Here is a 20653-nt window from a genome sequence, read left to right on the forward strand (position 1 = left end):
GTCGAGAAGACGGCGGCGCGGCGCAACCCGGCGACCGGTGGGGCCGCGGCGATGGCCGACCCGGGGCTCCGGCAGCTGCTGGCGGGCCTGACGGCGGTGCGGGACGGCGACTTCGGCACCCGGCTGCCCGAGGACGCCGACGGCCTGCTCGGGGAGATCGCCACCGTCTTCAACGGCATGGTCGACCAGCTGTCGCTGTTCACCTCGGAGGTGACCCGGGTGGCCCGGGAGGTGGGCACCGAGGGGCAGCTGGGCGGCCAGGCCGAGGTGCCCGGGGTGTCGGGCACCTGGAAGGATCTCACCGATTCGGTCAACGCCATGGCGGGCAACCTGACCGACCAGGTCCGCGACATCGCCGAGGTGGCCACGGCGGTGGCCCGGGGCGACCTGTCGCAGAAGATCACCGTGGACGTGCGCGGCGAGATCCTGGAGTTGAAGATCACCATCAACACGATGGTGGACCAGTTGTCGTCGTTCGCCGACGAGGTGACGCGGGTGGCCCGGGAGGTCGGCAGCGAGGGCCGCCTCGGCGGGCAGGCGGAGGTGCCGGGCGTGGCCGGCACCTGGCGCGACCTCACCGACTCGGTGAACTTCATGGCCGGCAACCTGACCAGCCAGGTCCGCAACATCGCCCAGGTCACCACCGCCGTGGCCCGGGGCGACCTGTCGCAGAAGATCACCGTCGACGCCCGGGGCGAGATCCTGGAGCTCAAGAGCACCATCAACACGATGGTGGACCAGCTGTCCTCGTTCGCCGACGAGGTGACCCGGGTGGCCCGCGAGGTCGGCACCGACGGGCGGCTCGGCGGTCAGGCCCAGGTCAGCGGCGTCGCGGGCACCTGGCGCGACCTCACCGACTCGGTGAACTCCATGGCGGTCAACCTCACCGACCAGGTGCGCAGCATCGCGCAGGTGGCCACGGCGGTGGCCCGGGGCGACCTGTCGCAGAAGATCACCGTCACCGCGCACGGCGAGATCCTGGAGCTGAAGAACACCATCAACACGATGGTGGACCAGTTGTCGTCGTTCGCCGACGAGGTGACCCGGGTGGCTCGCGAGGTCGGCACCGAGGGGCGCCTCGGCGGCCAGGCGGACGTCAAGGGCGTCTCCGGCACCTGGAAGGACCTCACCGAGTCGGTCAACGTCATGGCGGACAACCTCACCGCCCAGGTGCGCAGCATCGCCGAGGTGACCACCGCCGTGGCGAAGGGCGACCTCACCCAGAAGATCCGGGTCGACGCGCGCGGCGAGATCCTGGCGCTGAAGGAGACCATCAACACGATGGTCGACCAGCTCTCCGCGTTCGCCGACGAGGTGACGCGGGTGGCCCGGGAGGTGGGCACCGAGGGCCGCCTCGGCGGCCAGGCCCGGGTGTCCAACGTCGGCGGGACCTGGAAGGACCTCACCGACAACGTCAACGAGATGGCCAACAACCTCACCAACCAGGTGCGCTCGATCGCGCTGGTCGCCACCGCCGTCGCCCAGGGCGACCTGAGCCGGCAGATCACCGTGGAGGCCAAGGGCGAGGTGGCCGTGCTCGCCCAGACCATCAACACGATGGTCGGCACGCTCGGCGCGTTCGCCGACGAGGTGACGCGGGTGGCCCGGGAGGTGGGCACCGAGGGCCGCCTCGGCGGGCAGGCGCGGGTGCCGAACGTGGCCGGCACCTGGAAGGACCTCACCGACAACGTCAACTCGATGGCGAACAACCTCACCGGCCAGGTCCGCAACATCGCCCAGGTCACCACCGCAGTGGCCCAGGGCGACCTGACCAAGAAGATCGACGTCGACGCGCGCGGCGAGATCCTGGAGCTGAAGACCACCATCAACACGATGGTGGACCAGCTCTCGTCGTTCGCGGCCGAGGTGACGCGGGTGGCCCGGGAGGTCGGCAGCGAGGGCCGCCTCGGCGGCCAGGCCGAGGTCGAGGGCGTCTCCGGCACCTGGAAGCGGCTCACCGAGAACGTCAACGAGCTGGCCGGGAACCTCACCCGCCAGGTGCGCGCCATCGCCGAGGTGACCAGCGCCGTGGCCACCGGCGACCTGACCCGCTCCATCACCGTGGACGCCCCCGGCGAGGTCGGCGAGCTGAAGGACAACATCAACTCGATGGTGGAGTCGCTGCGCGAGACCACCCGCACCAACCAGGAACAGGACTGGCTCAAGACCAACCTGGCCCGCATCGCCGGCCTGATGCAGGGCCACCGCGACCTGGACGTGGTCGCCGGTCTGGTGATGAACGAGCTTGCCCCGCTGGTCTCCGCGCAGCTCGGCACGTTCCTGCTGGTGGACGACGGCCCCGGCGGGACCGGCCTGCGGGTGGTCGGCGGGTACGGGCACGACACCTCCGGCCGCCGGTACGCCCTCGGCGACTCGCTCGTCGGGCAGGCCGCGGTGAGCAAGCGGGCCATCGTGGTGGACACCGTGCCGGCCGACTACGTCACCGTCTCCTCCAGCCTCGGCGCCGCCGCCCCGCTGCACCTGGTGGTGCTGCCGATCCTCTTCGAGGACCAGGTGCTCGGCGTCATCGAGCTGGCCAGCATGAGCCGCTTCACCGAGGTGCAACGCGACTTCCTCGACCAGCTGACCGAGACCATCGGCGTCAACGTCAACACCATCGTCGCCAACGCCCGCACCGACGTGCTGCTCACCGAGTCGCAGCGCCTCGCCGCGGAGCTGCAGGCCCGCTCGGAGGAGCTGCAGGCCCGCTCCGAGGAACTCCAGCGCTCCAACGCCGAGCTGGAGGACAAAGCGGCCCTGCTGGCCCGGCAGAACCACGACATCGAGACGAAGAACTCCGAGATCGAGCAGGCCCGGCAGGAGCTGGAGGCCCGCGCCCAGCAGCTCGCCCTCGCCTCCAAGTACAAGTCGGAGTTCCTCGCCAACATGAGCCACGAGCTGCGTACGCCGCTGAACTCGCTGCTCATCCTCGCCCAGCTGCTCGCGCAGAACCCGAACCGCAACCTGACCGCCAAGCAGGTCGAGTACGCCACGGTCATCCACTCGGCCGGCACCGACCTGCTCCAGCTCATCAACGACATCCTCGACCTGTCCAAGGTGGAGGCCGGCAAGATGGACATCAACCCGGAGACCTTCGAGCTGGCCGCGCTGCGCGACTACGTCGACGCCACCTTCCGGCCGCTGACCACCCCCCGGGGCCTGGAGCTGGAGATCAGCACCGGGCCGGGCGTGCCGGCCGAGCTGCACACCGACGAGCAGCGGCTGCGGCAGGTGCTGCGCAACCTGGTCTCCAACGCGGTCAAGTTCACCGAGAAGGGGCGGGTGCGGCTGCGCATCGAGCGGGCCGCGCCGGGCGAGCTGCCCGAGGGGCTCGCCCCGGCGGACACCGTCCTCGCCTTCCGGGTGATCGACACCGGCATCGGCATCGCCGAACAGCACCTGACCGCCATCTTCGACGCGTTCCAGCAGGCCGACGGCACGACCAGCCGGCGGTACGGGGGCACGGGCCTCGGGCTGTCCATCAGCCGGGAGATCGCCCACCTGCTCGGTGGCCGGATCCAGGCGCACAGCGTGCTCGGCCGGGGCAGCACGTTCACCCTCTACCTGCCCGTCGGGCCGGTGCCCGCCGGGACCGGCGACGCGGCTGCGGACGACCGCCCGACCGGCCCGTCGCCGGCAACGGGCCGTGCCGGGGCGCTGCCCTGGACGCCGCCGGCCACGCTGCCCTGGGCGGTCCCGGCCACCCTGCCGCCGGCCGTGACGCTGCAACCCGGCGAGGTACGCCGGATGCTCGTGCTGGAGCGCCGGGACAAGGGGCTGCTGACGCTGCTCGCCCAGGGCGTCGCGGCGGACCTGGGCGACGCGCACCCGCCGGTGGAGATCTCCACCGCGGTGGACGTGGCCTCGGCGATCGAGGCGCTCGCCGGCGGGCGGCACCACGTCCTGGTGCTCCAGCTCGACCTGCCCGACGACGGCGGTACGAACCTGCTGAAGGCGCTGCACGACGATCCGGCGCTGCGCGGGCTGCCCGTGCTGGCGTACCACGGCCACCCACTGCCGTCCGGCTCGCAGGCCCTGTTGCAGGCGCTGGCCCACGAGCGGCCGCTGGAGGTCCTGCGCAGCCTGGACGACCTGCGCGAGCGGATCGCCCTGCACCTGACGGCGGTGACCCCGGAGCGGGTGCTGCCGTTCGCCCCGGTGGTGCCCGACGTCCGTCCCGCCGTCGACGCCCTGCCCGCCGACCTGGCCGGCCGCAAGGTGCTGGTGGTGGACGACGACGCGCGCAACGTCTTCGCGTTGACCAACATCCTGGAGCTGCACGGGCTCGACGTGGTCTACGCGGAGAACGGCCGGCAGGGCATCGAGACGCTGATGCGCCACGACGACATCGACCTCGTGCTGATGGACGTCATGATGCCGGAGATGGACGGCTACGCCGCGACGGCGGCGATCCGCGCCATGCCCCGCTACGCCGACCTGCCGATCATCGCGGTGACCGCGAAGGCGATGCACGGCGACCGGGAGAAGAGCATCTCCTCCGGCGCCAGCGACTACGTCACGAAGCCGGTCGACGCCGCCGACCTGTTGCAGTGCATCCACCGCTGGCTGCACGGCTGACCCGTCGCGCCGCCCCCGCCGCCGGCCCCGGCGGCGGGAGCGAGTCGGATTCGGCGGCCGTCCCCGCGCTCAGGGCCGGCCGGCCTCGAACGTCTCGCGGTCGAGGAAGAGCAGCTGGGCCCGCTTGCCGTTCACGTCGATCAGCGGGCCGGCGACGAAGCCGGTGCGCAGGAGCCGCTCCACCGCCTTGTCGTTGCGCGCGTCCGGCTCCATCACGACGCGCCGGTGTCGCGGGTCGGCGAAGACGAAGTCGAGGAACACGCGCAACAGGGTGCCGGTGAAGCCCCGCTCGGCCGTGTCTGGCGGGCCGATCAGCAGGTGGGCCCCGTGGTCGCCGGGCTGGACCGGGTAGCACTCGCCGACCGGGTCGGCGGCCGGCTCGTAGGTCTGGAACAGCGCCACCGGCATGCCGTCGCGGTGTGTCAGCCAGGCGTGGTGGGTGGGCAGCGAGTCCAGGTAGCGGTAGATCTCCCCGACCCGGTCCCGGCCGGCGTCGCGCATGCCCCAGAAGCGGGCGCGTTCCTGGCTGACCCAGGCGTGGATCAGGTCGATGTCGGTGTCGGGGTCGAGGGGGCGGATGGTCACCCGGCCGAAGCCGTCGACATCCTGGCGGTAGGTGCTGGCGAGATCACGCATCGTGTGCCACCGTACGATGATTCCGGTCGATGCGCGAGTAGGTCGACCCCCGGCGCGGCGCGGGCGGTCCGGCGACCCCGGCCGGCGGCGCGGACGCCCCTCACCCGCCCACGCCCGTCACCCGCCCACAGCCCTCACCCGCCGGCGGCGGCGACCGTCGGGGCGCTCGCGGGGGCCCGGCGGCGGGCGGCGGGGACCACCAGCGGGGTGCCGCTCTCCGGGTCGTCGATCACGCGGCAGGGCAGGCCGAAGACCTCCTCGACCAGCTCGGCGGTGACCACCTCACGGGGGGCGCCGGCGGCGACCACCCGCCCCTCGCGCATCGCGATCAGGTGCGTCGCGTAGCGGGCGGCGTGGTTGAGGTCGTGCAGCACCGCCACCAGCGTGCGGCCCTGCTCCTCGTGCAGCCGGGCGCAGAGGTCGAGGATCTCGATCTGGTGGGCGATGTCCAGGTAGGTGGTCGGCTCGTCGAGCAGCAGCAGGGGGGTCTGCTGGGCCAGCGCCATCGCGATCCACACCCGCTGCCGCTGCCCGCCGGAGAGCTCGTCGACGGCCCGGTCGGCCAGGTCGGCGACCCCGGTGGCGGCCATCGACTCGGTGACCACCCGCTCGTCCTCGCGCGACCACTGCCGCAGCAGCCCCTGGTGCGGGTACCGGCCGCGGGCGACGAGTTCGGCGACGCCGATGCCGTCCGGCGCGACGGACGTCTGCGGCAGCAGGCCGAGGGTGCGCGCCACGCTGCGGGCGGGCTGCCGGTGGATGTCCTCGCCGTCGAGCAGCACCGCCCCGGCGGCCGGCTTCAGCAGCCGGGACAGGGCCCGCAGCAGGGTGGACTTGCCGCAGGCGTTGGGGCCGATGATGACCGTGAAGGACCGGTCGGGCACGGCGACGCTCAGGTCCTGCGCGATGGTCCGCCGCTCGTAGGCGAGGGTCATCGCGGTGCCGCTCAGCCGGGACTGCATGCTTGGTGCTCCGTTCTCGTCGTGGGTGGCCCGCCGGCCCAGCCCGGTCACAGCCGGCCGGCCCGGCGCTCGGTGGCCAGCAGCCAGACCAGGTAGGCGCCGCCGAGCACGCCGGTCACCACGCCGACCGGCAGCTGGTGCCCGGGGAACGCCCGCAGCGCGAGCTGGTCGGCGGCGACCAGGAGGACCGCGCCGACGGCCGCCGAGGGCAGCAGGTTCGGCCCCGGGGCCCGGGTCAGCCGCCGCGCGAGGTGCGGCGCGGTGAGGGCCACGAAGTTCACCGGCCCGGCGGCGGCCGCCGCGAGGGAGACCAGCAGCACCGCCGCCGCCAGCACGACCAGGCGCAGCCGCTCCACGCGTACGCCGAGGGCGGCGGCGGTGTCGTCGCCCATCTCGACCAGCCGCATCGCCGGCCCGTAGCCGGCCAGCATGAGGGGCACCAGCACGCCCAGCGCGATCAGCAGCGGCAGCGCGTTCGACCAGCCGCGGCCGTCGAGGCTGCCGGTGAGCCAGAGCACGGCGCGGGCGGCGTCCATCAGCGGGGCCCGGGTGAGCAGCCAGCCGTTGACCCCGGTGAGGATCGCCATGGTGCCGATGCCGACCAGGATCAGCCGGTACCCGTGCACGCCGCGCCGCCAGGACAGCGCGTAGACCAGCGCGCCGGTGACCAGCCCGCCGACCACCGCCGACGAGGCCAGCGCCAGGCTGCTGCCGCCGAGCACCACCACGACGAGCGCCCCGGTGGCCGCGCCCTGGGTGAAGCCGAGCATGTCGGGGCTGCCCAGCGGGTTGCGTACCAGTGACTGGAAGACCGCGCCGGCCAACGCCAGCGCGGCGCCGACGCAGAGCGCGGTGACCACCCGGGGCAGCCGCAGCTCGGTGACGATGAACTCCTCGGCCGGGGTGCCCCGGCCGGTGAGGGCGCGCAGCACGTCGGCGGGGCTCATCGGGTAGTCGCCGCTGCCGATGGCGAGCACGCTCAGCGTCAGGGCCAGCAGTACGCAGGCGACGCCGACGGCGACGGCGCGGGGACGCAGCCGCAGGGAAAGGCCGCGGGTACGGAGGGTGATCACGGGTGGGCCACCCGCCCGCGCTGCACCAGCCAGAGGAAGAGCGGCCCGCCGGCCACGGCGGTCACGAGCCCGACCTGGAGCTCGCCGGGGCGGCTCAGCACCCGCCCGAGCACGTCGGCGCCGAGCAGCAGCACCGGCGCCAGCACCATGCAGTACGGCAGCAGCCAGCGCAGGTCCGGCCCGGTGAGCGCGCGCACCAGGTGCGGCACCAGCAGCCCGACGAAGACGATCGGCCCGCAGGCGGCGGTGGCGGCGCCGCAGAGCAGCGTGATCGCCAGGATGACCGCGCCCCGGACCAGGGCCGGGCGGGCGCCGAGCGCGCGCGCCGCGTCGTCGCCGAGCGCCAGCGCGTTGAGCGGGCGGGCGACGGCCAGGGCGACCAGCAGGCCCGCCGCCATGAACGGCGCGACCGTGCGGACGGTCGACGGTTCGGCGCTGGACAGCGAGCCGACCGTCCAGAACCGCAGCCGTTCCAGCGAGGCCGTGTCCACCAGCATCACCGCGCTGACGTAGGAGTAGAGGGTGGCGTTGAGCGCCGCGCCGGCCAGCGCCAGCCGCGCGGGGGTGGCCCCGCGCCCGCCGCCGACGGCGTACACGGCGGCGGTGACGGCCGCCGCGCCGAGCAGCGCGAACCACACGTGCCCGCCGACGCCGCCGATGCCGAACAGCAGCGCACCGGTGGCCACCGCCGCCGAGGCGCCGGCGTTGATGCCGAGCAGGCCGGGGTCGGCGAGCGGGTTGCGGGTCAGCGCCTGCATCACCGCGCCGGCGACGCCGAGCGCCGCCCCGGCGAGCAGGCCGAGCAGCGTACGCGGCAGCCGCATGCGGTGCACGACGGCGTACTCGGCGGCGTCGCGGTCCAGCAGGCCCTGCCACACGTCGGTGAGGGGGAGCTGTTTGGCGCCCACGGCGATGCTGAGCACCGCGACGGCCGCGAGCAGCAGCACCGACGCCGCGAGCCCGGCGGCCCGCAGCGCGGCCCGGCCGGGCCGGCGTACGGCCGGCGGTGCCGGCGGCGCGCCGACGCGGGGGGAGAGGGTGGCGGACAGTGTGGGCTCCGATGTGGTGCGGAATTCCGAACGGGACTTGACAGCCGTTTAGGTTAGGTTAACCTAACCCCGCTGTCCATGGTCATTCGCCCGACCCCGATCGAAAGACACCACCATGCCGCATCCCGTGTCCGCCCGCCGCCTCTCCCGCCGGGGCCTGCTCGCCGCCGGTGGCGCCGCCACCCTGGCAGCCCTGCTCGCCGGCTGCGGCGGGGACGAGGACTCCGCCACCCCTGCCGCCAAGGACTCCGGCGGGCCGTGGTCGTTCACGGACGACCGCAACGAGAAGGTGAGCGCCGACGCGCGCCCGACCCGGGTGGTCGCCTTCACGGGGGTCGCCGCCGCGCTGGTGGACTTCGGGCTCGACAAGCAGATCGTCGGGGTGTTCGGCGAGACGAAGCGCGCCGACGGCACGGCCGAGCCGCAGGCCGGCGACCTGAACGTGGAGTCCGTGCAGATCCTCGGCAACGTGTGGGGCGAGTTCAACCTGGAGAAGTACGCCGCCCTGCAGCCCCAGCTGCTCGTCACCCACATGTACGACCCGGGCGCCCTCTGGTACGTGCCGGACGAGAGCAAGGGCAAGATCCTCCCGCTCGCCCCCAGCGTCGCGATCACCACCGCCCGGGTGCCGATGACCAAGCCGATCGAGCGGTACGCGCAGCTCGCCGAGTCCCTCGGCGCCGACCTGTCCGCGAAGAAGGTCACCGACGCCAAGGCCCGCTTCGAGGCCGCCGCCGAGTCGGTCCGCCAGGCGGTCAAGGCGAACCCGGGGATCAAGGTGATGGCCTGCTCCGGCAGCCCCGACCTGTTCTACGTCTCCAATCCCAAGGTCAGCACCGACCTGATGTACTTCGCCGAGCTGGGCGTCGACATCGTCGTACCCACCAAGCTCGAGGCCGGCGACTACTTCGAGGCGCTGAGCTGGGAGAACGCGGGCAAGTTCCCGGCGGACCTGATCCTGCTCGACAACCGCGCCTCGGCCCTGCAGCCCAAGGACATGGCCGCCAAGCCCACCTGGCAGCAGCTCCCCGCGGTCAAGGCCAACCAGATCACCCCGTGGGATGCGGTGCCCCGCTTCTCGTACGCCGGCGCCGCGCCGCTGCTGGAGAACCTGGCCACCGCCATCAAGGGCGCGAAGAAGGTCACCCCGTGACCACCGCCGTCGCCGTCCAGTACCGCCTCTTCGCCGCGCAGGTCGTCGGCGCCCGCCGCGTCGGCGCCTCCCTGGTCCGGGTCACCTTCGGCGGGCCGGAGCTGGCCGACTTCGCCGGTGGCGGCCGGGACCAGAGCGTCTCGCTGTTCCTGCCGCACCCGGGCCAGCCCGAGCCGGTGCTCCCCGTCGAGGCGGGGGAGGACTGGTTCGGCGCCTACCGGGCCATGGACCCGGACGTGCGCGCGGTGATGCGCTCGTACACCATCCGGGAGCAGCGTCCCGAGGTGGCCGAGGTCGACATCGACTTCGTCAGCCACGGCGACACCGGCCCCGCCTCCCGCTGGGCCCGGCACGCCCTGCCGGGCGACCGGGTGGTGCTGCTCGGCCCGGCTGTGCACGACAACCGCAGCGTCTGCTTCCGCCCCCCGGTCGGCACGGACTCCGTCCTGCTGGTGGCCGACGAGACGGGGCTGCCGGCCGCCGCCGGGATCCTGGCCTGGCTGCCGCCCGGCACCCCGGTACGGGCCTGGATCGAGGTCCCCGACGCGGGGGACATCCAGGAGCTGCCCACCGAGGCACGGGCCGAGGTGCGCTGGATCGTGCGCGGCGGCACCGCCCCCGGCAGCACCCTGCTGGCGGACGCGGTGCGCGCCGCCCGGCTGCCGGCCGGCAGCCCGTACGCCTGGATCGCCGGCGAGTCCTCGATGGTGCGCTCGGTGCGCCGGCACCTCGTCGGCGAGCGCGGCCTGGACCGCCGCCACGTCACCTTCTCCGGCTACTGGCGCCGGGGCGCCTCCGAGGAGGACCTGCGCGCCGAGGCCGTCGCCAAGGCCGCCGTCTGACCGACGCCGCCGTCGCGCCGGACGCCCGCCCGCCGGGGGTGGGCGTCCCGGCGCGCGGCGGCGTCCGTCGTGCCGGTCAGAACTCCCGGTACATGACGTGCAGGCCCACCCGGCCGAGGGTGGGATGGCGGAACGCGCCGGGCACCGTGCCCACCACGGCGAACCCCTCCCGCCGGTACAGCTCCACGGCGGTGGCGTTGCTCGCCACCACGGCGTTGAACTGCATTCCGGCGTACCCCCGCTCCCGGGCCCAGTCGACGGCGTGCCGGCACAGCGCGGTGCCCACGCCCCGCCCGCGCGCCGCGCGGGCCACCATGAAGCTCGCGGTGGCGACGTGCGAGCCCGGCCCGGGGCGGTTGGTGCCCATCTTCGCGGTGCCCAGCACCGCGTCGCCGTCGACCGCGACCACCGTCCGGCCGGGCGCGGCCTCCACCCACATGTCGTACGCCTGCTCGGCGGTCAGCTCCGGGTCGTAGGGGAAGGTCTCCCGCGCCCGGACCACCTCCCGGACGAGCGGCCACACCTGGGCCCAGTCGGACTCGTGGAACTCGCGGATCCGCATCCGGCGGATGCTATGGGCGGCCCGGCGCGGCGGCAAAGCGTTTACCGGCCACGGCACCGGCGCGCCGTCGCGGGCTCGGGTCGAGGGTGGCGGGTTCCGCCGACCCTCGGCCAGGCGGGTGCCGGACGGGTCCACGGCGCTGTGACGCACTGCCCACACCCGGGGGCCCGCGGATCCGGCAGCCGGTACCTACAGTCGGGCCATGAGCACTTCGACAGCACGCACCCCCGGTCGGGTACGCGTGCGAGCGGTCTACCCCGGCAGCTTCGACCCCTTCACTCCCGGCCATCTGGACGTGGTGGACCGGGCACGCGGCCTCTTCGACGAAGTGGTCGTGCTCGTCGCGGTCAACAGCATCAAGCAGCCGAGCGCCGACGAGGAGGAGCGGGCGGCCGCTGTCCGGGCCGTCCTGCCGGTCGGGTGGACCTCCGTCACCGTTGCGGCCTGGAGCGGGTTGACCTCCGCCTACTGCCGTCGCCACGACGTGGGAGTGATCGTCCGCGGCGTGCGTAACACCAGCGACCTCCAGACCGAGTACCGGCTCGCCGCGATGAACCAGTCGCTGGGCGTCCCCACGGTGTTCCTGCCCGCGCAGCCCGAACTGGCCGCGGTGTCCTCGACCGCGGTGCGCACGCTGGGGAAGCTGCCCTCGTCCGCCCGGCCGTAGGCTGCCGGACATCGGCGCACGCTCGTCGGACCGCCGGGGCATGAGCGGACGTCCGCGCGCTACCCGTCGACGAGCTGCTCCCGGAGAATGTCCGCGTGCCCACAGTGCTGGGCGAGCTCGCGCAGCATGTGGAGGTACACCCACCGCAGCGGAAGCGGGCCCCGCCGGTTGCCGTGCAGGATGTCGTCCAGACCCAGGGACGACGTCGCACGGCGTGATGCTTCGCAGGCTTCGCGGTGTGCGCGCTGGACGGTGGCGATCGTGTCGTCGTCATCGAGGACGAACGACTCGTCCGGCGTCGCGGGGATGCCGATCTCAGCGCGCGACCGGCACGTGACGGCTTCGTCGAACCAGACCTTCTCGACGAAGGTCACGTGCTTCACGAGGCCTAGCAGCGTGGTCCGGGAGGCCACCAACGACCGGCGTGCCTGTTCCTCCGTCAGCCCGTCCAGGCAGCCGTTGAGGGCGCGACGGTGCTCGTCGAGGAACGCCTCGAACTGGGCGCGGGCTGGCTGGGTGACGACCTGGTCGGCGAAGGTGGGCGGGTAGGAGGGCATGGGAGAAGCATTCCAGATTGTCGCCCGGGAGCAGCGTCGGACATCGGTGGGTGGCCCAGGCCGAGTGCGGATGGTTCGGCTGGCACGGGCTAGTTTGCTCGGATGAGTTCCCTCGATGACGTCGCGAGGCGTGACGGTTGGCGATGCTGGGTGTGCGACGAGCCGGTCGACGCCGGCATGTCGGTGAACGACCCGCGTGGTCCCAGCGTCGACAGCCGCACCGCCGACAAGAAGGCCAAGGTCGCCGAGCGACTCGCGCACCGTGCCTGCAACAGTCGCAAGGGCGCGGTCAAGGTGGTCATCGCCTGGCCGGAGCACCTGCACGTGGTGGAGCCCGCGCCACTGATCACCGTCGCCGAGCGACTCGAACGCAAGGGTGGCCGCGAGCTGGTCGCCCGCTGCCCGAGCGAGAAGGACGCCCAGGCGGCGGCGGACTGGCTGGTCGACCGGTTCTCCCGGCTGGTGCCCGGACTGCCGGTGACCGCGAGCGTCGACGCGGGCGGCGGACAGTACCTCGTCGCCCTGGCCGCCGGCCGCCGCTGACCGGTGGCCCTGGTCGGCGGGCCGCCGACCAGGGCCGATCCGTGAGCGTGCGGCAGCCCGGGACCCGAGCCGCCACCGGCGCTGCGGCGCACCGCGCGCACCGGCCGTCTCCAGCGCCGGTGACGTCGGCGGGCGATCAGTTCCCGATCAGAAGGGGGGTGCGTCCTCGCCCATCAACGCCAGCACGACGCCTCCCTTCCCGCTCTTGAGGCCCTGGACCACGACCTTGCCGGTGCTGCCGTCGGGCAACTCCAACGTGAAGGTCTTCCCGACCGCGTTCTTGGGGCCGTTGCCGGCGCTGTTGGCGGGTCGGAAGTCGCCCGCCCACGGCGGGGTCCCACCCTTGCGGGCGGGCTCGGCGAAGAGGGCGGCGGTGCCGGGGGTCCGGGTGCCGTCGGAGGAGAGGAGCACTGAGGCGCTGCGATAGGTAGCCATATGCGGCAAGGCTATCCCGGACCGTGCCCGTTCGCGCTACCACAACCGCCGGGTAACGCGAACGGCTTCGAAACGACCGCGATCTCGTCCCACCCCTCGTGCCGCAGACCGCCCGCCGCATCCGCACCTGTCGTTGTGGCTGGGTGCACTGATGTTCAGTCTCCGTGCCTGGTCGGGAACTGCTGGCGGAACTCGGAGGGGGATTGGCCGTAACGGGCGCGGAACGCCTGGCTGAAATGCGGGGCGCTGGTGAATCCCCACCGGGCGGCGATCGCGTTGATCGTGCGGGCGGCGAGCCGGGGTTCGGCGAGGTCGCGTCGGCACCGGTCGAGGCGCTGCTCGCGGATCCAGCCGGCGACGGTGTGCCCCTCCCGCTGGAACAGCTTGTGGAGGTGGCGCACGGAGATGTGGTGCGCCGCGGCGATCACGTTCGGGGTCAGGCCCGGGTCGCCGAGATGGTCGCGGATGAAGGCGTGGATGCGGGCGGTCAGCGCCCGCCGGCGCGTGTCCGCGGGGACGACGTTGCGGGTGTCCAGCGCGTCGGCCAACGCCGTGATCAGCACGTCGAGCGTCAGGGTGGCCAGACGCGCGGTCTCGGCCGGGGTCAGTTCGTCCATCTGGTCGGCGAGCTGCAGCAGGAAACGCGACGACAACGCGCCGACGCCGCGGGCACCGGGAATGCGGACGGCGCTCAGTTCGCGCAGTTCCCGGGGAGGAAACGGCAGCAGGGCCCGGGGGAAACGCAGGAGCAGCATCCGGCTCGTCGAATCGTCCGGCCGGAGTTCGGCCACGTACGGACGCGAGGTGTCGTAGAGCACGAGATCCCCGGCACCGAACTCCGCGCGCCTGCCGTCCTGCGTCAGCGTGCCGCTGCCACTGACCATGCAGCTCACCTTGAACACTTCCGGATCGGCCTGCCGGATCAGCCGGGGCGTACGGCGCACCGAGTGCGCCATCGTCGTCATCAGGGTCGCCTGCACCGGGCCGAACTCGCTGATACCGACCCGCGCCTCGAATCCGGCTTCCGCCTGCCGTTCCCGGGCCAGGTCGTACGGTACCCAGAGCTTCGCGCTGACCTCGCGCCAGAAGGCGAACCGGTCGCCCGGCGAGACGTCGGCAGTGCTGACAACGTCCATCGACCAACCATAGTGACCGACACGAGCGAGCCCACCCAGTTGATCCCGCGCGCGGCAGGGGCACGTGGCGTCTCCGCCGCCATGGCAGGATCGTGCGTTCGACCCCGGAGCACCTTATTGGGAGACGACCTGGTGAAGGCCGACCACTACGACAGTTTCGCCGAGCGCTACTCCGCGGACAACGAAGCCAACCTCATCAACGGCCACTACGAGCGGCCCGCGATGATCGGACTCGCCGGGGACGTGAACGGCCGACGGATCCTCGATGCCGGCTGCGGTTCAGGTCCCCTCTCCGCGGCGCTCCGCGAGCGAGGGGCCATCGTGACCGGCTTCGACTCCAGCCCCGCGATGGTCGAGCTGGCCGAACGGCGACTGGGCGAGGACGCCACGCTGCTGGTCGCCGACCTCAGCGAGCCGCTTCCCTTCGCCGACGGCGCGTTCGACGACGTCGTCGTGTCCCTGGTCCTGCACTACCTGAAGGACTGGACTGCGCCCCTGGCCGAGCTGCGACGAGTCCTGAGACCAGGGGGGCGCCTCATCCTGTCCGTGAACCACCCGATGGTCTACACGGCAGTGCACCCGGACGCCGACTACTTCGCCCTCGCACGGTGGTCGGAGGACTACACGTTCGACGGGCACAGCACGGAGCTGACCTACTGGCACCGGCCGTTGCACGCGATGACGGATGCGTTCACCGACGCGGGCTTCCGCGTCTCGGTCGTCAGCGAGCCCCCCATGTCCCCCGGGACTCCGCGCGAGATTCTGCCTCCGCATCTCGTGGACCGCACGTCGTTCATCTGCTTCATCTTCTTCGTCCTCGAAGCGCACTGAGCCCGGGCCGGTCCGCCGTCGGGCTTCGAAGACCCCGGGCTCGGGCCATCGGCACGCGCCGTCTGCTCAGCCGAGGCGTACCTGGGCCGGCCGTTCGGGCCGGGTGGCGCCGTCGAGCGTCGTGCCGACCGGGACGGCGGGCCGGGCCGGTACGACGGGCGCGTCCCGGCCGGTGCCCCGGTGACCGTCCCCGTCGTGGCTCGACTCCTCGTGGTAGTCCTGCTCCACGTTGACCGACCACACGTCGTGCCGGGTGCCGCAGGCGATGTTCTCGGCGGTGAGCATCGCCGTCAGCATCGAATGGTCCTGGTTGTTGTAGCGGTGCATGCCGTTGCGGCCCACCGGGTGCACGTTGGGCACCTCGCGCGCCAGCCAGTCCCGGATCACGTCGACGTTGTGCTGGTAGCGCTCGTCGTAGACCGGGTACGCCTTCGGCATCCGCACCACGTACCCGGCCTCCACCACCCCCGGTCGGACCAGGCCGAGCCGCTCCAGTTCGGCGGTCGCGGCGGCGATCAGCTCGGCGTCCGGCGTACGCCAGGTCTCGTCGTCCTCGAACACGAAGTACTCCAGGCCGAGGCAGGTGCGACCGTCCTTGACCAGGTGGGGCGACCAGGAGCCGAAGTTCTGGATCCGGCCCACCTTCACCGCCGGGTCGTGCACGTAGATCCAGTTGTCCGGGAACGAGAACTCCTCCGGCACCACCAGCGCGACGGTCAGGAAGTCCCGGTACCGCAGGTCGGCCGCGGCGGCCAGCACCTCCGGCGGGGCCGCCGGGCGCAGCGCGGCGACCAGCTCGGAGATCGGCATCGAGGAGACGACGTGCTCCGCCGGCTCGGTACGCTGCCCGCCGGCCCCGTTGACGGTCACGGCGACGGCCCGGCGGCGCTCCGGGTCCCGGTGCACGGCGGTCACCCAGGTGCCGGTGTCCACCCGGCCCCCACGCCGGCGCACCTCCTCGGCGCAGCGTTCCCACATCATGCCCGGGCCGAGCTTCGGGTACTGGAATTCCTCGATCAGGCTGGTCACGTCCTTGCGGTTGCGTTTGGGCAGCACCGCGTTGCGGACCGCCTTGGCCAACGACAGGTTCTTGATCCGCTGCGCGGCCCAGTCGGCCTGCAACCGGTCGGCCGGCATGCCCCAGACCTTCTCGGTGTACGTCTTGAAGAACATCGAGTAGAGCCGCCAGCCGAACCGCGCCGAGACCCAGCCCTCGAAGTGCGACTGGTCCTTCGGCGGGCGCAGCCGGGCCCGCGCGTACGAGCCCATGCACAGCACGGCCTCCCGCACGCCGAGGTTGCGCAGGGCGTTCGTCGCGCTCAGCGGGTAGTCGAACAGGGCGCCCCGGTAGTAGATGCGGCTCATCCGGGGCCGCAGCAGGAAGTCCTCGTCGGGCAGGATCTCGTGCCAGAACTCCTCGACCCGGGCCACCTTCGTGAAGAACCGGTGCCCGCCGATGTCGAAGCGCCACCCGTCCCGCTCGACGGTGCGGCTGATGCCGCCCACCACCTCGTCGGCCTCGAACACCCGGACCGGGCTGTCCCGCCGGAGCAACTCGTACGCCGTGGTCAGGCCCGCCGGCCCCGCGCCGATGACCACCGTGCCGCGCTCTTCGCCCATGCCCGTCGCCCCCTGCTTCCGCCTCCCGGAGGCGGCCCGCTTACCCGGCACCGGCCCGAACTCACCCCGGATTCCCGTCCGCTCCCGGGACACCCCGACGGGACGGACCGCCCGGGAGGGCCACCGACGCGCCCGGCGCCCGGTTCCGCACCCGGGGTCGCGCGGACGTGTCAACGGCCCGGGAACGGGGATGTGGCACCGTTCGGGCGGCCGGATCGGGAGACGCGTGATGGACAGTGGGCGGGCCGTCTCGGACCGGCAATGGCGCGCCCTGCCCGCCCGGCTGGCCGGGCGCGGGCACGACCTGCGGCGGGCGGCGTCGCGGGCCGCCGGCCGGATACCGACGCCGTGGCTGTTCGTCCTCGCCGTCTTCCTCGGTACGAAGATCGTGCTCAGCGCCCTCGGGGTGCTCGCGCTGAGCGCGTTCGACGACGTGCCCTGGGCCCCGCCGCCGGACGAGACGATGATGCGCGAGCAGCAGCGGGCGGTCTCCGGGCACCGCGCGGTCGCGCTCTGGTTCGCCTGGGACTCCTTCCTCTACGACCGGCTGGCGCGGCTCCCGCTCGACGAGCCGTGGCGCGACTTCGGCTTTCCCCTGCTCTATCCGTTCCTGGCCCGTCCGCTGGCCCCGCTGCTGGGCGGGGACACCGCGCTGGCGTTGCTGCTCGTCGCCAACGTCGCGTTCCTGCTGATGCTCTTCTACGCGCACCGGCTGGGGGAGCGGCTGCTCGGCGACGACGCCTCCGCCCGCCGGTTCGTCCGCTACCTCGTGCTGCTGCCGGCCGGGTTCCTGTTCCAGGCGGCGCTGACCGAGTCGCTGTTCCTCTGCCTCGCGCTCGCCGCCTTCCATCACGCGGAGCGGCGGCGCTGGCTGCTCGTGGGCGTCGTCGGCTTCTTCCTGGCGATGAGCCGCTCGGTCGGGTTCCTCGTCGTGCTCCCGCTGGCCCTGGTGCTGCTGCGGCAGCACGGCTACCGGCTGGGCCCGCGCGCGTGGTGGGCGTACGTCCGCGTCGGCTGGCCGCTGGCGTTGGTGCCCGCCGGCTGGCTGGCCTTCATGGCGTTCTGCCGGTGGCAGAGCGGCGACTGGTTCGCCTACAAGCACGCCCAGGAGACGGGCTGGGGCATCCGGGTGCAGAACCCGCTGGCGGTGCTGTGGCACGGCCTGACCGACACCCCGCCCCGCGACGCCCTGCGGGTGTGGGTCGCCGTGCTGGTGCTGGCGGTCCTGCTCGCGGGCGCCCGCCGGCTCGGGCTGCCCTATCTCGTGTACGGGCTGCTCATGGTCCTGGTGCCGCTGTCGATGGGCCCGCCGGTGTACAAGAGCCTGCTGCGCTATCTGCTAGCCGTCTTCCCGGTCGCCCTCGTGCTGGCCCGTTGGGCCCGGCACGCGGGCGCCGACGCCTGGCTGACCGCCGCCCTGGCCCTGCTCCAGGGCGCGCTCTTCGTCACCTGGCTCGCCTACTGGACCCACTTCATCATCTGACCTCCCGCGGGCGGACCGGGGTGACCTCGGGGGCCGGCCCGGTGCTGTCCCGGCGCACCACCTCGGCGGGCAGCACCTCGACGCGGGGTGCCGCGGCCCCCGGGTCGAGCGCCAGCGACATCGCGCGGGCCCCCATCTCGACCAGGGGCAGCCGGACGGTGGTCAGCGCCGGGGTGACGTCCCGGGCGATCGGCATGTCGTCGAAGCCGATGACCGACATCTGCCGGGGCACCGCCACCGACCGGGAACGCAGCAGCGCCAGCGCGCCGATCGCCATCGAGTCGTTGAGCGCCACGACGGCGGTCAGCTCGGGGTCGGCGTCGAGCAGGGCGGCGGTGGCGGCGACGCCGCCGTCGCGGTCGAACTCGGCGTGCCGCACGCGGTGCTCGGGCAGGCTCAGCCCGTGCGCGGCGAGGGACTCCCGGAGCCCGGTGAGCCGGTCGGTGGTGGTGGTGAGCACCGCCGGCCCGGCCACCACGCCGATCGCGCGGTGCCCCAGCTCGTAAAGTTCCGCGCCGATCAACCGGCCGCCGGCGCGGTTGTCCGGCATCACCGCGTCGCCGGAGTGCTCGTGCCGGCCGATGACCGCGACCCGTCCGCCGGTCGCCTCGTACGCGGCGAGCTTCTCGTTGAGCAGGCGGGTGAAGGTGGCGTCGTGGTAGCCCGAGCCGGCCAGGATGATCGCGGCCACCTGCTGGCCGCGCAGCAGCTCGACGTACTCCAGCTCGCGGTCCGGGTCGCGGTAGCTGTTGCAGATCATCAGCAGCCGGCCCTGGTCGGTGGCGACCCGTTGCAGGCCCCGGGTGATCTCGGCGAAGTAGGGGTCGGAGACGTCGTGCACGATGACGCCCACCGCCACGCGGTGCGAGCGGGCCAGCAGCTGGGCGTGCGCGTTCGGCACGTACTGCAGTTCGGCGACGGCGCGGAGCACGCGCTCGCGGAGTTCCTCGGTGACGGGCTTGCTGCTGCCGTTGATCACCCGGGAGGCGGTCGCGGGCGAGACCCCCGCCCGCCGGGCCACGTCGGACAGGGTCGCCACTGCCGCCCCCTCGGTCGTTTCTTCTCGGCCGCGCCCCGGTGCCGGCCATCCGTCACGGTACCGCAGCGAGAGCGCTTCCCCGCTCCGGCGCCCGCCCGCGCGGCCCGGCGGGCGACGACGGTCGCGTGACGGGGCGGACAGCCCCTTGCCTGAGGAGGGAGGCGTTCCCTACGCTGCCCAGGAAAGCGCTTGCCTGAGATCCGCCGCCGGGGGCCTCCCGGCGGCGGCGCAGGCGTGGAACAGGTCGCCGCCCGCCGCCGTCCCGGTCGGAGGCGCCCGCGGAGGGAAGGAACACCATGACCCGCAGGTCGATAGGCATCATCGTCAACGGCGTCACCGGCCGGATGGGCTACCGGCAGCACCTGGTGCGCTCCCTGCTCGCCATCCGCGAGCAGGGCGGCGTGCCCCTGGCCGACGGCACGTCGATCTGGCCCGAGCCCGTCCTGGTCGGGCGCAGCGAGACCAAGCTCCGCGAGATCGCCGAGCGGCACGGGCTGACCGACTGGACCACCGACCTCAGCGCCGCGCTGGCCCGCGACGACGTCGAGATCTACTTCGACGCCCAGGTCACCCAGCAGCGGGAGAAGGCGATCCGCCGGGCCCTGGACGCCGGCAAGCACATCTACACCGAGAAGCCGCTGGCCGAGGACACCGAGGGCGCCCTCGACCTGGCCCGGGCGGCGCGCGCCGCCGGCGTGCGTACCGGGGTGGTGCAGGACAAGCTCTTCCTGCCCGGGCTGCGCAAGCTCAAGCGGCTCATCGACGGCGGCTTCTTCGGCCGGATCCTGTCGGTGCGCGGGGAGTTCGGCTACTGGGTGTTCGAGGGCGACTGGCAGCCGGCGCAGCGCCCGTCCTGGAACTACCGCAGCGAGGACGGCGGCGGCATCGTCGTGGACATGTTCCCGCACTGGCAGTACGTGCTGGAGGAGCTCTTCGGCCGGGTGCGTACGGTCTCCTGCCTCACCGCCACGCACGTGCCGCAGCGGGTCGACGAGGCGGGCCGCACGTACCCGGCGACGGCCGACGACGCCGCGTACGGCATCTTCGAGCTCGACGGCGGCGTGGTCGCGCAGCTCAACTCCTCGTGGTGCGTCCGGGTGCACCGCGACGAACTGGTCGAGTTCCAGGTCGACGGCACCGAGGGCAGCGCCGTGGCCGGGCTGCGCAGCTGCCGGGTGCAGCACCGGGCCGTCACCCCGAAGCCGGTGTGGAACCCCGACCTGCCGGTCACCGAGCCCTTCCGGTCACAGTGGACGGAGGTGCCGGACAACGAGGAGTTCGACAACGGCTTCAAGGTGCAGTGGGAGGCGTTCCTGCGGCACGTCGTCGCCAACGAGCCGTTCCCGTGGGACTTCCTGGCCGGCGCGCGCGGCGTGCAGCTCGCCGAGCTGGGCCTGCGGTCGGCGCGCGAGGGCGCCCGCCTGGACATCCCGGAGCTGGAACTGTGAGCGCGAGGAGTGAGCCGGGTCTGCGAGCCCCGCAGTCGC

General features: G+C 73.1%; 18 protein-coding genes. 8 read left to right on the plus strand and 10 right to left on the minus strand.

All coding sequences use genetic code 11. The features are described 5' to 3' along the window. The first annotated feature begins 51 nt into the window (after nucleotides 1–51). Entirely contained in the window at nucleotides 52–4578 is a 4527-nt protein-coding gene (locus ACLQ22_RS15015) for a HAMP domain-containing protein (protein WP_425693048.1), read from the plus strand. A 69-nt stretch (nucleotides 4579–4647) separates the two neighbouring features. On the opposite strand, the gene ACLQ22_RS15020 is transcribed toward ACLQ22_RS15015, so the two are convergent. The 4 genes from ACLQ22_RS15020 to ACLQ22_RS15035 all read right to left on the minus strand — a co-directional run bounded on the left by ACLQ22_RS15020 (nucleotide 4648) and on the right by ACLQ22_RS15035 (nucleotide 8196). Beyond that, nucleotides 4648–5214, minus strand: a complete 567-nt coding sequence (locus ACLQ22_RS15020) for a GNAT family N-acetyltransferase (RefSeq protein WP_425692797.1) — start codon at nucleotides 5212–5214, stop codon at nucleotides 4648–4650. 134 nt (nucleotides 5215–5348) lie between these two features. Then, nucleotides 5349–6176 carry an ABC transporter ATP-binding protein gene (locus tag ACLQ22_RS15025; RefSeq protein ID WP_121399371.1) on the minus strand — a complete coding sequence of 276 codons (828 nt, stop codon included), beginning with the start codon at nucleotides 6174–6176 and terminating at the stop codon, nucleotides 5349–5351. Nucleotides 6177–6223: 47 nt separating this feature from the next. After that, entirely contained in the window at nucleotides 6224–7249 is a 1026-nt protein-coding gene (locus ACLQ22_RS15030) for a FecCD family ABC transporter permease (RefSeq protein WP_425692798.1), read from the minus strand. After that, complete coding sequence (locus ACLQ22_RS15035; protein ID WP_425692799.1) at nucleotides 7246–8196, minus strand: FecCD family ABC transporter permease; 951 nt, start codon at nucleotides 8194–8196, stop codon at nucleotides 7246–7248. Before ACLQ22_RS15035 ends, ACLQ22_RS15030 begins: the two co-directional genes overlap by 4 nt. Before the next feature lie 217 nt (nucleotides 8197–8413). Between ACLQ22_RS15035 and ACLQ22_RS15040 the strand changes: the two genes are divergently transcribed. Together ACLQ22_RS15040 and ACLQ22_RS15045 are read left to right on the plus strand one after the other, a co-directional pair. After that, entirely contained in the window at nucleotides 8414–9451 is a 1038-nt protein-coding gene (locus ACLQ22_RS15040; RefSeq protein WP_425692800.1) for an ABC transporter substrate-binding protein, read from the plus strand. Beyond that, on the plus strand, nucleotides 9448–10293 hold the full coding sequence (locus ACLQ22_RS15045) for a siderophore-interacting protein (protein WP_425692801.1): 846 nt from the start codon (nucleotides 9448–9450) through the stop codon (nucleotides 10291–10293). The genes ACLQ22_RS15040 and ACLQ22_RS15045 overlap by 4 nt, the downstream gene beginning before the upstream one ends. Nucleotides 10294–10369: 76 nt before the next feature. Here ACLQ22_RS15045 and ACLQ22_RS15050 read toward each other — a convergent pair whose 3' ends face one another. Further along, nucleotides 10370–10855, minus strand: a complete 486-nt coding sequence (locus ACLQ22_RS15050; RefSeq protein ID WP_425692802.1) for a GNAT family N-acetyltransferase — start codon at nucleotides 10853–10855, stop codon at nucleotides 10370–10372. 202 nt (nucleotides 10856–11057) lie between these two features. On the opposite strand from ACLQ22_RS15050, the gene coaD reads away from it, so the two are divergent. Next, on the plus strand, nucleotides 11058–11522 hold the full coding sequence (gene coaD / locus ACLQ22_RS15055) for a pantetheine-phosphate adenylyltransferase (RefSeq protein ID WP_425692803.1): 465 nt from the start codon (nucleotides 11058–11060) through the stop codon (nucleotides 11520–11522). A gap of 59 nt (nucleotides 11523–11581) precedes the next feature. On the opposite strand, the gene ACLQ22_RS15060 is transcribed toward coaD, so the two are convergent. Further along, entirely contained in the window at nucleotides 11582–12079 is a 498-nt protein-coding gene (locus ACLQ22_RS15060) for a DinB family protein (protein WP_425692804.1), read from the minus strand. Between the two features lie 102 nt (nucleotides 12080–12181). Here ACLQ22_RS15060 and ACLQ22_RS15065 point away from each other — a divergent pair, with 102 nt between their 5' ends. After that, nucleotides 12182–12622, plus strand: coding sequence for a hypothetical protein (locus ACLQ22_RS15065; protein WP_425692805.1), 441 nt, complete (start codon nucleotides 12182–12184; stop codon nucleotides 12620–12622). Between the two features lie 147 nt (nucleotides 12623–12769). On the opposite strand, the gene ACLQ22_RS15070 is transcribed toward ACLQ22_RS15065, so the two are convergent. Next, nucleotides 12770–13057, minus strand: a complete 288-nt coding sequence (locus ACLQ22_RS15070; RefSeq protein WP_225851988.1) for a hypothetical protein — start codon at nucleotides 13055–13057, stop codon at nucleotides 12770–12772. A 155-nt stretch (nucleotides 13058–13212) separates the two neighbouring features. Next, nucleotides 13213–14193 (minus strand): helix-turn-helix domain-containing protein, encoded by a 981-nt coding sequence (locus ACLQ22_RS15075; protein ID WP_425692806.1) that lies wholly within the window; start codon nucleotides 14191–14193, stop codon nucleotides 13213–13215. A 12-nt stretch (nucleotides 14194–14205) separates the two neighbouring features. Here ACLQ22_RS15075 and ACLQ22_RS15080 point away from each other — a divergent pair, with 12 nt between their 5' ends. Next, nucleotides 14206–15024 carry a class I SAM-dependent methyltransferase gene (locus ACLQ22_RS15080; protein WP_425692807.1) on the plus strand — a complete coding sequence of 273 codons (819 nt, stop codon included), beginning with the start codon at nucleotides 14206–14208 and terminating at the stop codon, nucleotides 15022–15024. Between the two features lie 66 nt (nucleotides 15025–15090). On the opposite strand, the gene ACLQ22_RS15085 is transcribed toward ACLQ22_RS15080, so the two are convergent. Beyond that, on the minus strand, nucleotides 15091–16644 hold the full coding sequence (locus ACLQ22_RS15085; protein WP_425692808.1) for an NAD(P)/FAD-dependent oxidoreductase: 1554 nt from the start codon (nucleotides 16642–16644) through the stop codon (nucleotides 15091–15093). A 229-nt stretch (nucleotides 16645–16873) separates the two neighbouring features. Between ACLQ22_RS15085 and ACLQ22_RS15090 the strand changes: the two genes are divergently transcribed. Continuing rightward, a complete protein-coding gene (locus ACLQ22_RS15090) occupies nucleotides 16874–18127 on the plus strand; it encodes a hypothetical protein (RefSeq protein ID WP_425692809.1) in 1254 nt (417 codons plus the stop codon). On the opposite strand, the gene ACLQ22_RS15095 is transcribed toward ACLQ22_RS15090, so the two are convergent. Continuing rightward, the gene (locus tag ACLQ22_RS15095; RefSeq protein ID WP_121398818.1) at nucleotides 18120–19166 is read right to left on the minus strand and encodes a LacI family DNA-binding transcriptional regulator; all 1047 of its coding nucleotides are present in this window, start codon (nucleotides 19164–19166) and stop codon (nucleotides 18120–18122) included. The two genes, ACLQ22_RS15090 and ACLQ22_RS15095, sit on opposite strands and share 8 nt — an antisense overlap. Before the next feature lie 296 nt (nucleotides 19167–19462). Between ACLQ22_RS15095 and ACLQ22_RS15100 the strand changes: the two genes are divergently transcribed. Continuing rightward, nucleotides 19463–20614, plus strand: coding sequence for a Gfo/Idh/MocA family protein (locus tag ACLQ22_RS15100; protein WP_121398816.1), 1152 nt, complete (start codon nucleotides 19463–19465; stop codon nucleotides 20612–20614). Nucleotides 20615–20653: the final 39 nt, after the last annotated feature.

The organism is Micromonospora sp. DT178 (genome assembly GCF_049841695.1).
Lineage (GTDB): Bacteria > Actinomycetota > Actinomycetes > Mycobacteriales > Micromonosporaceae > Micromonospora.